This window comes from Acinetobacter sp. BHS4 (genome assembly GCF_018454425.1).
GTDB classification, from domain to species: domain Bacteria; phylum Pseudomonadota; class Gammaproteobacteria; order Pseudomonadales; family Moraxellaceae; genus Acinetobacter; species Acinetobacter pittii.
Genome location: NZ_CP075323.1, coordinates 3,329,837 through 3,344,136, shown reverse-complemented (window position 1 = coordinate 3,344,136; position 14,300 = coordinate 3,329,837). Strand labels below are relative to the sequence as shown.

General features: G+C 40.7%; 17 protein-coding genes. All 17 read left to right on the top strand.

Translation table 11 applies throughout. The annotated features are described in order from the left end of the window. Window positions 1-58 precede the first annotated feature (58 nt). On the top strand, window positions 59-1,348 hold the full coding sequence (locus KIP84_RS16085) for a glycosyltransferase family 1 protein (protein WP_213689861.1): 1,290 nt from the start codon (window positions 59-61) through the stop codon (window positions 1,346-1,348). A gap of 24 nt (window positions 1,349-1,372) precedes the next feature. Next, window positions 1,373-1,924, top strand: a complete 552-nt coding sequence (locus tag KIP84_RS16080) for a phosphatase PAP2 family protein (protein ID WP_005066176.1) — start codon at window positions 1,373-1,375, stop codon at window positions 1,922-1,924. Between the two features lie 99 nt (window positions 1,925-2,023). Then, complete coding sequence (iscX, locus tag KIP84_RS16075; RefSeq protein ID WP_004698764.1) at window positions 2,024-2,224, top strand: Fe-S cluster assembly protein IscX; 201 nt, start codon at window positions 2,024-2,026, stop codon at window positions 2,222-2,224. A gap of 113 nt (window positions 2,225-2,337) precedes the next feature. Next, window positions 2,338-2,769, top strand: coding sequence for a nucleoside-diphosphate kinase (ndk, locus tag KIP84_RS16070; protein WP_000963851.1), 432 nt, complete (start codon window positions 2,338-2,340; stop codon window positions 2,767-2,769). A gap of 123 nt (window positions 2,770-2,892) precedes the next feature. Continuing rightward, complete coding sequence (gene rlmN, locus KIP84_RS16065) at window positions 2,893-4,128, top strand: 23S rRNA (adenine(2503)-C(2))-methyltransferase RlmN (RefSeq protein WP_002115097.1); 1,236 nt, start codon at window positions 2,893-2,895, stop codon at window positions 4,126-4,128. A gap of 14 nt (window positions 4,129-4,142) precedes the next feature. Next, complete coding sequence (gene pilW / locus KIP84_RS16060) at window positions 4,143-4,943, top strand: type IV pilus biogenesis/stability protein PilW (RefSeq protein WP_199977444.1); 801 nt, start codon at window positions 4,143-4,145, stop codon at window positions 4,941-4,943. Next, window positions 4,934-5,725 (top strand): helix-turn-helix domain-containing protein, encoded by a 792-nt coding sequence (locus KIP84_RS16055; protein ID WP_002114935.1) that lies wholly within the window; start codon window positions 4,934-4,936, stop codon window positions 5,723-5,725. The genes pilW and KIP84_RS16055 overlap by 10 nt, the downstream gene beginning before the upstream one ends. Window positions 5,726-5,746: 21 nt before the next feature. After that, complete coding sequence (ispG, locus tag KIP84_RS16050) at window positions 5,747-6,862, top strand: flavodoxin-dependent (E)-4-hydroxy-3-methylbut-2-enyl-diphosphate synthase (RefSeq protein ID WP_002115078.1); 1,116 nt, start codon at window positions 5,747-5,749, stop codon at window positions 6,860-6,862. Then, window positions 6,859-8,151 (top strand): histidine--tRNA ligase, encoded by a 1,293-nt coding sequence (hisS, locus tag KIP84_RS16045; protein ID WP_213688903.1) that lies wholly within the window; start codon window positions 6,859-6,861, stop codon window positions 8,149-8,151. Before ispG ends, hisS begins: the two co-directional genes overlap by 4 nt. Window positions 8,152-8,179: 28 nt before the next feature. Then, window positions 8,180-8,878, top strand: a complete 699-nt coding sequence (locus KIP84_RS16040) for a tetratricopeptide repeat protein (RefSeq protein WP_170247645.1) — start codon at window positions 8,180-8,182, stop codon at window positions 8,876-8,878. Beyond that, on the top strand, window positions 8,878-10,023 hold the full coding sequence (bamB, locus tag KIP84_RS16035) for an outer membrane protein assembly factor BamB (RefSeq protein WP_086265030.1): 1,146 nt from the start codon (window positions 8,878-8,880) through the stop codon (window positions 10,021-10,023). Before KIP84_RS16040 ends, bamB begins: the two co-directional genes overlap by 1 nt. Window positions 10,024-10,211: 188 nt before the next feature. Further along, window positions 10,212-11,621 carry a ribosome biogenesis GTPase Der gene (der, locus tag KIP84_RS16030; protein WP_005066184.1) on the top strand — a complete coding sequence of 470 codons (1,410 nt, stop codon included), beginning with the start codon at window positions 10,212-10,214 and terminating at the stop codon, window positions 11,619-11,621. Window positions 11,622-11,817: 196 nt separating this feature from the next. Next, window positions 11,818-12,432, top strand: a complete 615-nt coding sequence (locus KIP84_RS16025; protein WP_213688902.1) for a beta-ketoacyl synthase chain length factor — start codon at window positions 11,818-11,820, stop codon at window positions 12,430-12,432. Continuing rightward, the gene (locus tag KIP84_RS16020; protein WP_213688901.1) at window positions 12,417-13,220 is read left to right on the top strand and encodes a lysophospholipid acyltransferase family protein; all 804 of its coding nucleotides are present in this window, start codon (window positions 12,417-12,419) and stop codon (window positions 13,218-13,220) included. Before KIP84_RS16025 ends, KIP84_RS16020 begins: the two co-directional genes overlap by 16 nt. A 1-nt stretch (window position 13,221) precedes the next feature. Continuing rightward, a complete protein-coding gene (locus KIP84_RS16015) occupies window positions 13,222-13,482 on the top strand; it encodes a phosphopantetheine-binding protein (RefSeq protein WP_000067033.1) in 261 nt (86 codons plus the stop codon). 5 nt (window positions 13,483-13,487) lie between these two features. Beyond that, a complete protein-coding gene (locus KIP84_RS16010) occupies window positions 13,488-13,742 on the top strand; it encodes an acyl carrier protein (protein WP_171257892.1) in 255 nt (84 codons plus the stop codon). Further along, window positions 13,739-14,293, top strand: a complete 555-nt coding sequence (locus tag KIP84_RS16005; protein WP_213688900.1) for a septation protein IspZ — start codon at window positions 13,739-13,741, stop codon at window positions 14,291-14,293. Before KIP84_RS16010 ends, KIP84_RS16005 begins: the two co-directional genes overlap by 4 nt. Window positions 14,294-14,300 lie beyond the last annotated feature (7 nt).

Below are 14,300 nucleotides of genomic sequence, written 5' to 3'. Positions count from 1 at the left end.
TTATCATCAAAATGTCAAAAAAACTGCTTAATCTTTAAGCATGAAAATAAATACATTGATGGATGGCGCTATGCAAAGTTCATATGCGACAGCACTATTAAAACAACAGCAACTTCCTGAAAGCTTCCAATTCTTTTTTAAACAAAAGCAGCAGCTATCTAATGCACATTCATTGCATGATTTGGTGCGCCCACGTTTAAAAATTGCGATTGTAACGGAAACTTGGCCACCCGAAATCAATGGTGTGGCACTATCATTATTACAGTTATGCCAAGGTTTACAAAAACAGGGGCATAAGATTTTACTGATTCGCCCAGAGCAAAAAGCGAAATGTCATGACTTTATGCCAGAGCAAGAATGTCTGGTGATGTCGCAGGCGATTCCAAAATATCCAACTTTACAATTTGGTTGGCCACAATATTTAAAAGTATCGAAAGCTTTTGAAAAGTTTGTGCCAGATGTCGTGCACATCGTGACTGAAGGGCCGTTAGGTTTAACCGCCATGCAGGCTGCTAAGGCAAAAGCTATTCCTGTTTCGAGCGGCTTTCATTCGCCATTTCAAGACTTTAGTCGTTTCTTCGATTTGGCTTTTTTAGTCAAACCGATTCAAAAATACCTGTGCTGGTTTCACAACAATACGCAAGTAACTTGTGTGCCGAGTAAAGATACTCAAGAAGCATTACGCGGTTTTGGTATTACTTGTCCACTGGTTGTCGTTGGGCGTGGCGTAGATACAACCAGATTTTCACCGAAGCATCGCTCTGAAAATTTGCGAAAACAATGGGATGCTGATGAGAATACACGCGTTATGCTTTATGTGGGGCGTTTGTCTCCCGAAAAAGAAGTACAAGTTCTCATTGAAAGTTATGCGAACCTGCAAACCATTCAGCTAAATAAAACTAAATTGGTTATTGTAGGAGATGGCCCAGATTTTGCTCGTTTAAAGTCACTACCTGAAGCGAAGGGTGTTATCTTTACCGGAAGTCTGAGAGGTCAAGATTTGGCGGCTGCTTATGCGAGTGCAGATGTATTCGTATTTGCGAGTCAAGTTGAAACGTTTGGTAACGTAGTTTTAGAGGCAATGGCAAGCGGTTTACCAGTTATAGCGTATGATTATGCATGTGCACATCAATACTTAACACATGGTGTGAATGGCTGGTTAAGCCCACTTGGACAAAAAAACCACTTTATACAACAAATTTATCAGCTTCCTTCAGTAAAACAACTTAGAGAAATGGGCGTACAAGCCTGTCATAAAGTACAGCAAAGCGGTTGGCAACTTCCGGTTCAGCAATTGGAGCAGGCATTTTATCAGGTAGTGAAGGAGCCCTCGTTGGACTTCACCTAAGTATCCTAAGATAGGAGAATGACCATGAAATTTAAGAATGCAAAAATAAAAATACTCGATTTAGATTTGAGAGGCTGTTTATATCTGAACAATTTCTCTCACTCACAACGTGTTGCTCTTTTTTTTAAAATTATCAGTCGTGTTGGTGATGGTCCATTTTGGTATCTAATGTTGGCAATCGTGTGGGGTATGCAAGGCATTAACTATAGCTTGCAAATCATCTATTTGTTATTAGGTGGTTCTGTTGGCACAGCAATCTATAAATTTTTAAAACATAAAACAACGCGACCACGTCCTTATCAGGTGCATCAGGTAATTGTACTTGGTGAAAGACCGCTTGATCACTTTAGTTTTCCATCAGGACACACGCTTCATGCGGTCATGGTGACAATTGTATTGGGTTACATCCAGCCAGTTCTGCTTGCAGCCATGTTCCCATTTATGGTGCTTGTCGCTTTGTCACGGATGGTATTGGGCCTTCATTATCCAAGTGATGTGATTGTTGGTGCGCTAATTGGTGCAGCGGTCGCGGCTACGATTATTTTTGTGGCGCCATTATTGAACATCGCTTTATAAGTATCGGTAATTTTTATCAGCTTAAGCTATCGATTAAGTTTGTGGATTTGCTAAAGTACACAGTTCGTGATTTAGCAGATTAAACAGATAGGAGCCGCTATGGGCTTACGTTGGACAGATACGATTGATATTGCCATTGAATTGTCAGAAGCACATCCAGAAGTTGATCCGCAATGGATCCGTTTTACCGATTTACATGCATGGGTGTGCGCATTGCCAGACTTCAGTGATGACCCAAATAAATCGACAGAAGGATTGCTAGAAGGTATTCAGATGGCCTGGATAGACGAAGTTCGCTAAAAACAGTAGAAAAAATCGCAACTTTTACACATTCAAAGCTGATTATTGCCTATGACATCGGTATAATGCGGCAAATTTTTTAAAGTTTAAATCTTAAAATAAAGGAGCCACTCATGGCTATTGAACGTACTTTGTCTATCGTAAAACCTGATGCAGTGTCTAAAAACCACATCGGTGAAATTTTTGCTCGTTTTGAAAAAGCGGGTTTAAAAATTGTTGCGACTAAAATGAAACACCTTTCTCAAGCTGATGCTGAAGGTTTCTATGCTGAGCATAAAGAACGTGGTTTCTTTGGTGACTTAGTTGCATTCATGACTTCTGGTCCAGTTGTAGTATCTGTTCTTGAAGGTGAAAATGCAGTTCTTGCACACCGTGAAATCTTAGGTGCTACAAATCCTAAAGAAGCTGCTCCTGGTACTATCCGCGCTGACTTCGCTGTAAGCATCGACGAAAACGCTGCTCACGGTTCTGACTCAGTTGCTTCTGCAGAGCGTGAAATTGCTTACTTCTTTGCTGACAACGAGATCTGCCCACGCACTCGTTAATCGAAAGCATTCAAACCAGATAAGTGGTATACTACTTATCTGGTTTTTTTATTCTCTTAAGAGAATATTGTTTGATTCTTGAACAATACTTCAGTTTTTTTGACATGGTTTAGGTAAATACACATGAGCTCTGCAGTGGTCGTTTCATCTGAAAATCTTGATGGACAGCAGCAATCTTCGTCCACGCCGGTAATCCCTGCTGCCGAAAATAAAGTGAATTTACTCGGCATGTCTCGTCCTGAGTTAGAAAAATTCTTTGAAGATATTGGTGAGAAGAAGTTTCGTGCCGGACAGGTCATGAAATGGATACATCAATACTTTGTTACTGACTTTGCTGAAATGACCAATATTTCAGGCAAACTACGTGCGAAGCTTGAGCAGATTTGTGAAATTAAAGCACCTGAAGTGGTTCATCGTCATTATTCAAAAGATGGTACACGTAAGTGGGTGTTTCGCGTAGGTGAGGGTGCAGGTTCTTTGGTTGAAACTGTATTAATTCCTGCCGAAGATAAAACTGGATTACGTAAAACACTTTGTATTTCCTCTCAAGTGGGCTGTGCATTAGATTGCTCATTTTGTTCAACAGGCAAACAAGGTTTCCAACGTGATTTAACGCCAGATGAAATTATTGGGCAACTCTGGATGGCAAACTATTCTTATATGGAAGAAGTGCCTGTTGCTGAGCGTGAGCGTTCAGTGACCAATGTCGTGATGATGGGTATGGGTGAGCCATTACTCAACTATGATGCTGTATTAAGCTCAATGCAGATTATGCTTGATGACTTTGCTTATGGCATGTCAAAACGTCGTGTGACTTTATCGACATCGGGTGTTGTACCGAAAATTGACCAGCTTGCAAAAGACATTGATGTCGCTTTAGCCATTTCTTTACATGCGCCAAACGATGAATTACGTAATGAGCTTGTGCCAATTAATAAAAAATATCCATTGGCTCAGTTAATTGCAGCATGTCAGCGTTATATTGCCAAAGATGGTAATGAAAGTACGCGTAAACATGTAACGATTGAATATGTGATGTTAGAAGGCGTAAATGATCAGCCTGAACATGCACAGCAAATGATTAAATTATTAAAAAATTTACCAAGTAAAATTAACTTGATTCCATTTAACCCGTTCCCGCATGCACCATATGGTCGCTCAAGCAGAAATCGTATTATCTCGTTCCAAAAAACTTTGTCTGATGCGGGATTTGTGTGTACGATTCGTCAAACACGTGGTGATGATATTGATGCTGCATGTGGACAGTTAGTGGGTCAGGTGGCTGACAGAACCCGCCGTGCAGAACAGTGGCAGAAAAAAGTCACACAGCGTCAAGAGATTTTGCGTACACAAGGATAAATTGAGGGCAGGCTTTGAGTATTCCAAAGTTAAAAACGGTCTTATGTATGGGGATTGCAGTTGCATTTCTGGCAAGTGGTTGCCAGACAACGCATACGCAAAAAAAAGACCCAGAGAAAGCGGTAAAGGTGCGTACACAACTTGCTGCTGAACATATCCGTTCGGGTGACTTGGACTCAGCAAAGCGAGCTCTTGATCAAGCTTTAAGTGTAGATAGCCGCGATGCTACTGCAAATATGATGATGGGTATTTTGCTACAGCAAGAAGGTAGCAAACCCAATTTAGAAAAAGCAGAACATTATTTCAAACGAGCAATTTCATCTGAACCGGATAATGCTCAAGCACATAATAATTATGGTACTTATTTATATCAAATGGAGCGTTATAATGATGCGGTTGAGCAATTTCGTATTGCTGGCGCAACATTAGGTTATGACCAACGCTATCAGGCATTAGAAAATCTGGGGCGTATTTATTTAAAATTGGGTGATGTTGCGAATGCTGAAAAAACATTCAAACAAGCACTCCTTGCTAACCGCGACTCTTATATTTCAATGTTAGAGTTAGCGGAAATTTTTTATTTGCAGCAGCAGATTCCGGCTGCTACACAAATGTATGAGCAATATGTTCGTACAGTGGGGCAGAAAAATCAGGGTGCAAGAGCACTTTGGATTGGTGTAAGAGTGGCTCGAGCCAATGCGGATAAAATGGGAATGCAAGTGTTAGTAAACCAGTTACGTGCCTTGTTCCCGGAAAGTCCAGAATATCAACGTTATTTGCAATTACAGTATAGTACTGAGGCCGTATGGAAATAAATCCTAATTCACAGCAGCCAACTGGCTCAAGCTTACCGACTTCTGCTTTAGGAAATATTCAACGTCCTGGTGAGTATTTACGTCAAATTCGAGTTGCTCAGAATAAAGAGTTAGGGCAAGTTTCTTCAGATTTAAATATGCCGGTTAAGACCTTGACCGCTTTAGAGCAAGATGACTATAAATCATTGCCGGAAGCGACTTTCATTAAGGGTTATTACCGTTCATATGCAAAATATTTAAATACGGACGCGACCGCAATTATTCAGCGTTTCGATGAGATTTATGCAAATGATACTGGGCTGTTACCAAATCATGCCTTAAATAATTCACCAATTAAAATCATGGGTAAACTCCCGGGTTCTAATAGTGATCGTAATAAGAAATGGTTAAAGCGCGCACTTCTTGCTGTTGTAATTCTTGCTGTTGTGTCATTGCTTGTTATGGGTGTCCAAAAATGGACTTCAAAGAAAGAAGATGCTGATTTACCTAAAGTAAATCAATCGAATGTTGAAGTTTTACCTATGCAAGGAGCTACCACCTCAACAGTGGGTGACCAATTGGTGTTAAACTTTAACCGACCAACTTCTGTTCATATTGTTGATGCAACGGGTAAAGTTTTGGCGACAGGTCGTCAGTCATCAACTTTAAACTTAACTGGTGAGTCTCCATTCCAGATTCGTCTTGATGATGCAACGGCTGTGTCATTAAGTCTAAACCAAGAACAGATTTCATTGTCTCCATATACGGTAAACGGTAAAGCAGAATTCCGTTTATCCCGCTAATACCATGAGTTGAGCGATACAATGATAGAGAACCCAATTAAACGTCGACCAACACGTAAAATCCGTGTTGGTTCGGTGTATGTCGGTGGCGATGCACCTATTAGTGTGCAAAGTATGACAAATACCGAAACTTGCGATGTCGATGCAACCGTTGCTCAAATTGAGCGTTGCGTTGATGCAGGTGCTGATATTATGCGTGTTTCGGTCCCATCTATGGAGGCTGCTGAAGCATTTGGCGCGATCCGTAAACGTGTTTCAGTTCCATTAGTGGCTGATATTCACTTTGACCATAGAATTGCTCTAGCTGTTGCAGATTATGGTGCAGACTGTTTACGTATTAACCCAGGTAATATTGGCTCAGATCAGAAAGTGCGTGAAGTGGTTGCTGCGGCGCGTCATCATGGCATTTCTATGCGTATTGGGGTCAATGCGGGTTCTTTAGAAAAAGATTTACAAAAGAAATATGGTGAGCCTACAGGTGAGGCGCTGCTCGAATCAGCACTACGTCATATTGATATTTTAGATCGTCTCAACTTCCATGAATTTAAAGTCAGCGTAAAAGCATCAAATGTATTTTTAACTATGGATGCTTATCGTTTACTCTCAAAGCAAATTGATAACCCATTACATTTAGGTGTGACTGAAGCTGGTATTTACCGTACAGGTACTGTGAAGTCAGCGATTGCCCTTGGCGGATTGTTGATGGAAGGTATTGGCGATACGATGCGTATTTCGCTTGCCGCCGAACCGGAAGATGAAATCAAAATTGGTTTTGATATTTTAAAATCGCTAGGGCTTCGCTCTAACGGTATTAACTTTATTGCTTGCCCAAGTTGTTCTCGCCAAGAATTTAATGTTATTCAGGTAATGCAAGCGTTGGAAGAGCGTTTAGAAGATATTCGTACTCCAATGGATGTGTCGGTAATTGGCTGTAAAGTAAACGGCCCGGGTGAAGCAAAAGAAGCTGATATCGGGGTTGTCGGGGCAGCGCCTCGCTCATTGGTTTATCGTAATGGTGAAAAAAGCCATTTAATCGATACCGATCAATTGGTTGATGAAATCGAAACTATGGTTCGTCAACGTGTCCAAGAGCTTGAAGAAGCTAAATCTAAAGAAATTATTCGTAGTTCATCATGAGTTCAATCGTCGCAATCAAAGGTTTTAATGACATCTTGCCAACGCAAACAGTAGCGTGGAGACGTCTCGAGCAACATTTAGCATCTTTAATGGATGCTTATGGATATCAACAAATTCGTTTGCCGATCGTTGAACAAACGGGCTTGTTTAAACGTGCTATTGGTGATGCTACCGATATTGTTGAAAAAGAAATGTATACCTTTTTCGACAAAGGTAATCCACCAGAGTCATTAACCTTACGTCCGGAAGGTACAGCAGGTTGTGTTCGTGCCTTAGTTGAACATAATTTGTTGCGCGGTGCTACGCCACGCGTGTGGTATATGGGACCTATGTTCCGTTATGAGAAGCCACAAAAAGGACGTTACCGCCAGTTCCACCAGTTTGGCGTGGAAACTTTCGGTATTGCGACTCCTGATATTGATGCTGAATTGATTATGTTGACCGCTCGTTTATGGAAACGTATGGGCGTTGCTGATAAGGTTCAGCTTGAGTTAAATACTTTGGGCGAAACTGATGAGCGTACAGAGTATCGTAATGCTTTGGTTGCGTTTTTAAACGAGCATAAAGATGCGTTGGATGAAGATTCACAACGCCGTTTAACAACGAATCCATTACGTATTTTAGATTCTAAAATTGAATCTACTCAGAAAATTTTAGAAAATGCGCCGAAATTACATGACTTCTTGAAAGAAGAAAGCTTGGATCATTTTAAGCAGTTACAAGATTATTTGACAGCTGCTGGCATCCAATTTGTCATTAATCAAAAATTAGTGCGTGGTCTGGATTACTACAATAAAACCGTTTTTGAATGGACAACTACCGCTTTAGGTTCGCAAGGTACTGTGTGTGCTGGCGGTCGCTACGATGGTTTAGTTGGTCAGCTAAAAGGTAAGCCAGATCAATCTGTACCTGCTGTTGGTTTTGCGATGGGTATGGAGCGTTTATTGCTTCTACTTGAGCAAGTTGAACAAGCTCAAGTTATTCGTGATTGTGAAGTCTTCTTGGTTGCAGAACCTGCTTACCAAACTAAAGCTTTGATTTTAGCGGAGCAATTACGTGACCAGTTAGAAGCTGCAAATAGCAGTATTCGAATCAAAACAGGTTCACAAGGCAGCATGAAGAGTCAGATGAAAAAAGCTGATCAGGCTGGGGCTGTTTACGCCATGATTTTAGGTGAGCGTGAATGGGAAGCACAGCAGCTTGCTATCAAAGAGTTAGCAACAGCTGAGCAGTCTCAAGTTGCGCTGGCTGAGCTTGTACCATTCTTAATCGAAAAATTTACAAAATAAACTGAAACATCTGGAAAAGGACAATCACATGAGCTTAAGTGATGAAGAACAATTCGACAGCTTAAAGTCGTTCGCCAAAAAATATGGTTCTGCCATGATTAGCGGGATTCTCATTGCATTGATTGCCTTTTTTGGGTGGGAATACTGGCAAAAAAGAAATCTTGCGAGCAGCCAGACAGAAACTGCAAAAGTACAGCAGTTAATGGATGAAGCAAATGCAAGTGCCGATAATCCGAATGCTTTAAGTTCAGTCACTGCATCGGCAGATAAAATCGTAAAAGATGATATCGATTCTGTTCAGGCGATACAGACTCAGTTTGTATTAGCAAAATTAGCTTATGAAAAACAAGACTATGCTGCTGCTGAAAAAGCATTGAAGAAAGTCGAAAATTCAAAAGTAAAAGATGAAGGTTTGATTCAGGTTGTAAAATTGCGTTTAGCAGATGCACAATTGGCGCAAAACAAATATGATGAAGCACTGAAAACTTTGTCTGGTAACGTCGATCCTGCGTTTAAAGCAACAGTAGAAGAGTTACGTGGCGATATCTTTGTTGCTAAGAAAGATATTGATTCTGCTAAAAAAGCGTATCAAGCTGCATGGGATTCGTTACTGGAACGTAAACAAGAACGACAAATTTTACAAATTAAACTCGAAAGTGTTGGCGTTTTAGTTGAAGATCCACAGATTGAGCGCCCAATTTTGGAAACACAGGTGGAAGAGTCTTAATGAATCAGAAATTCAAACTGCCTTTGGCAATTGCAATCACATCAGCTGTACTGGTGGGATGTTCTAGCAACAAAGTAAAAGAAGCAAAACCAAATCCACTACCGAAATTGACTGAGTCGAAAAAGACTCTAGTACCCGTGTTTTCGCGCAGTGTTTCTTCTACTGATAAGGCAGATCCGTTACGTTTGCAGCTTGATGCAAGTGAGGGCGTGGTCTTTACACTTGACCCAAAAGGTGAGGTCGCTGCATATCGTGGTAAGCAACGCATTTGGGAGAAAAAAGTCAGCAAATTAGGCTTGAGCTCTGGTGTTGAAGCTGCTGAAGGAATTGTTGTTGTTGGTAATAGTAAAGGTCAACTTTTTGCTTTAGATCAGGCAACAGGTGAACAAAAGTGGACTGCGCAGTTATCTGGTGCACTATTAAGTCCTTCTTTAGTTCAGTCTGGACGCGTTATCACCATTGCAAACGACGGTACTGTATTTGCGCATGATGCTGCTTCAGGCCAGCAAGTTTGGGCTTATAAATTACCAAATGTCCAATTTAGTTTACGTGGTCAAGCATCACCTGTGAGCCTTGACCCACGTACTGTATTAATCGCATCTGCGAATGCTTATGTTTATGCAATTGATACGATTAGTGGTATTCCACGTTTCCAACGTCGTGTTGCGGTAAGTGAAGGCCGTTCTGATATTCAACGTTTGATTGATATCGATGGTGATCCTACTGTTGCTGGACAGTTTATGGTAACTACTAGTTTCCAAGGACAAGTGACCGTAACTGATCTAGCTTCTCAACGTGTAGTTTGGAGTGAAGACTCAAGCAGCACGAAGCGTCCAGAAGTTTATGATAATAAAGTATTTGTTTCATCAACTGATGGTAAGTTAACTGCTTATGATTTAACGACAGGCGAACAAGTTTGGCAAAATGATAGTTTATTAAACCGTCATTTAAGTAACCCTGTTGTGTTGGGATCGGATCTTATTGTTGGTGATTTAGATGGCGTATTACATCTTGTTGATCCTGCAACAGGTAAGTTGATTGGTCGTTCAAAAACAAGCGGTGAGGTCAATACATTACGTGTTATTGAGAACCAACTTTACGTTTCGACCAGAAAAGGCGATTTAAGTATTTGGCAGAATCGTTAATTTCGTTTGCTTGTGCTAAAATAGCCGCTTAACAAATTACGCTGTTAAAAAATATCGGGGTGTTTGAATTAAATCAGTTCAAAGCCCCGTCTTTTATTATGGTCATATCTGACCTTAAAATATATCTCCTGTATTGTTTCTAATGCTCATGCCATGAGATATGGCTGGTCTTGAATTAAGGTTATTGTATGAAACCCGTTATTGCGCTCATTGGTCGTCCGAATGTCGGAAAATCAACGTTATTTAACCAGATTACCAAGAGTCGTGATGCACTTGTAGCCGACTTCGCGGGTCTGACTCGTGACCGTAAATATGGTGATGCGACCTATCAAAATAAGTCTTTCATTGTTGTTGATACTGGTGGTATCGGTGAGAGCGAAGGCGGTATCGATAACTACATGGCCGAGCAGTCAAAAACAGCGATCAACGAAGCAGATATTATTATTTTTGTGGTTGATGCTCGTGCTGGGTTGTTAGCTTCTGATGAGCAAATTGCTCGTGAACTACGTACGTTAGGCAAGAAAATTTATCTTGTTGCGAACAAGGTAGATGGTGTTCATGCTGAAGCAGCTTTGGTTGAGTTCTATAAACTTGGTATGGGTGAACCATTACAAGTTGCAGCGAGCCATGGTCGTGGCGTACAGCAAATGCTGGAAGATGTACTTGCAGAAGTTCCAGAAGATGAAAATCCAGAAGAGCATGACAAAGATACTGGTTTACGTTTAGCAATTATTGGTCGTCCTAACGTTGGTAAGTCAACACTGGTCAACCGTTTGCTGGGTGAAGACCGTGTGGTGGCATTTGACCAACCAGGAACAACTCGTGACTCTATTTACATTCCTTTTGAGCGTGAAGGCCGTAAATACACTTTAATTGATACAGCGGGTGTGCGTCGTAAAGGTAAAGTTGATGAAATGATTGAGAAGTTCTCAATTGTTAAAACTTTGCAAGCCATGAAAGATGCACATGTTGTCGTAGTTGTAGTCGATGCGCGTGAAGGTATTGTTGAGCAAGACTTACATTTAATTGGCTATGCACTTGAAGCTGGTCGTGCCATGGTTATTGCCATCAACAAATGGGATAACATGTCTGAATACGACCGCAAGCAATGTAAGCTTGATGTTGAACGTCGTTTTGACTTTATTCCATGGGCAAAAATCCATTTAATTTCTGCTTTACATGGAACTGGGGTAGGTGATTTATATCCTTCTATCCACCGTGCTTATGAGTCTGCGAACTTAAAAGTATCACCAGCTAAATTGACTCAAATTTTGAGTGATGCGACAGAAGCTCATCAACCGCCAATGATTAGCGGTCGTCGTATTAAAATGCGTTATGCGCATATGGGTGGACAGAACCCACCAACTATCGTCATCCATGGTAATAAGGTTGATAAGACACCTGCCGATTATCGTCGTTACTTAGAAAATGTGTTCCGTAAAGTATATAAACTTGAAGGTACGCCAGTTCGTATTGACTTTAAAACTTCTGAAAATCCGTTTGAAGGTCGTAAGAGTCAGGTTGATGAACGTACTGCTGCACGTCGCCGTCGCTATATTCAGAAATTTAAGAAAGCAGAGAAAAAATTTAACCGTTAAGTTTTTTACTGTTCAAAAACCCAAAGTCTTCTTTGGGTTTTTTTTGCAAATAAATGAGCTACTCCGAAGAGTTATGAAAAAGTGTGAGTGATAAACGTAATTTTTTGTAAATTTTATAACGAATGCTATAATCAGCATCTTTATAAAATAATTTATATTTCGACAGAATAATGCGGCTTAGGGTTCATTTTTTAGCATGGTAACATTACATCTTGCTCAGCTTATATTTACACATGCTCAGCCTTCCTATGCGGCTCTCGACTGCATCCCAGTTATGCAGCGTAGACGTTTATCACCATTGGCCAAACTTGCTTTAAACAGTGCGATCGGTGCATTAGAAAGTAATAAGGCCGATTATATTGTTTGGGTCTCAAAATATGGTGATGAGGCAAAAACGTTAAATATCTTGCAAGACGTTTTAAATGATCAAACTCCATCGCCAACACAATTTTCAACGTCTGTTCATAATGCAATTTCTGGCCTTTACTCGATTTTATGTCAGGATGATACTCCCTCTACAAGCTTAAGCTGTTCATGGACTGAAGGTTTGATTGAGGCTTATGCACTTTTAAAGTCAATGCCTGAGATTAAGCGAGTCTTAGTCGTCGCTTATGATGAGCCATTACCTAGTATTTATGCTGAGGCAATCAATTTTCCTGCCTATGCGATGGCTGCTGTCGTTACTTTAGAGCAACCTAATTTACAAATTACTGCGTGGTCGCATACAGATGAAGCAGATGCTCCTGCTTTTGCTCATTTTTGGCAGGATGCTGAACAGTTAACATCTGCATTTGGGTGGAACAAATGCTAAATCTTAAAAATCTCAAGCAAAAAAGTAATTATTGCTGGCGCGTGGCTGCCACTGGCTTTAGTTTTGCCAGTTTTGGGGTGGGTGGTATGGCAATCGCCTCAGTGATTGCACCCGTACTCAATGCAACCACTTCTAATCCGCAAAAGCGGCAGCAACGTGCGCAAAATGTGATTAAACATAGTTTTAAAGGCTTTACCGACATGATGGTCAAACTCGGCATCATGACTTATTCGGTGGAGGGGCTGGAAAAACTACAAAATAGTCGCCAAGAGCTGGTGATTGCCAATCATCCGACTTTGATTGATGTTGTAGTACTAATTGGTATGATGCAGCAGGCTAATTGTGTCGTGAAGCAGTCTCTTTGGTCGAACCCATTTACCAAAGGACCCGTACAAAGCGCAGGTTATATTTTAAATGCAGGTTCTCAGCAGTTTGTTGAAGACTGTGTAAAGCGTCTAAAAGAAAATAATGCGGCTTCTCTTTTAATTTTTCCGGAAGGAACGCGCACTGAAAAAGGGATGACCCTAAACGAGTTCCAGCGAGGCGCAGCCAATATTGCCATTCGTGCAAATGTACCAATTCGCCCAGTAATTATTACCTGCACACCATCAACTTTAACCAAGAATGAAAAATGGTACCACGTACCATCTCAACCATTTCATATCGAGGTCAAGGTATTAGATGCTGTGCAAGTATCAGATCTGTTAGATGATTTAACAGTAGGACCTAAACAAGTTCGTCAGTTAAGTCGTAGTTTTTATAAAATTTTTGATGAAGAGTTATCTTGAAATGAGCAATCTTGCTGATGAACTAAAGCAAATGATTATTGATGTTCTAGCACTAGAAGATATTACTATTGCCGATATTGATACAGAAGCTCCATTATTTGGAGAAGGTTTAGGATTAGACTCGATTGATGCACTTGAGTTGGGACTGGCTTTGAAAAAGCGTTACAACATTCATTTAAATGCAGAGTCGGATGAAACCAAACAGCATTTTAAGTCAATCCAGAGCTTGGTTGCTTTAGTTGAAGCACAACAGAAGTCATAAGGAGCGTGATGATGTTATCTCAAGAGCAAGTACTAGCTAAACTCCGCGAATGGATGGAAGATTTGTTTGAGATTGAACCAGAGACTGTTCAACTCGATTCGAACCTTTATTCAGACCTTGATGTGGACAGTATTGATGCGGTCGATTTAGTTGTAAAAATTAAAGAGTTAACAGGCAAGCAAGTAAAGCCTGAAGACTTTAAAAATGTGAGAACCGTACTTGATGTGGTGACGGTTATTCAGAACATGACTGCTGAATGAAGTTTATTCTTAAAGGGATAATGACGGCACTTTTTGTGCTGTATCCCTTTATTGTGGGCTGGAGTTTGACTCACGGCCAATTTGTCTGGGTGAGTGCTTTACTTATCGTGTTGGGTGTGATCAGACTTTTTAGCAAAGGCAACTCGTTATTATGGCCATTAACGGGTTTTGCCATCGTTTGCGGTAGCCTGAGTTTATTGTCACATGACCATGCTTGGCTAAAGCTATATCCAGTGGGTATGAGTTTAGGTGCATTAATTATTTTTGTGCTGACGCTCATTAAGCCGCCGTCTATGATTGAGCGCTTTGCCCGACTTGTTGAACCTGATTTACCTGCTTCTGGCGTACAGTGGACCAGACAGGTCACTAAAGTTTGGTGTGTTTTCTTTTTTTGTAATGGACTAATTGCTTTAAGCACTGTGCTTTTTACCTCAACTCAGGTTTGGGTCATTTATAATGGCTTTATTTCTTATGTGCTGATGGGCATTTTGTTCCTTGGTGAATTTATTTTGCGTAAGCGACATCAGCGTTTACATTCTTCAAATCATTAATTAAAAA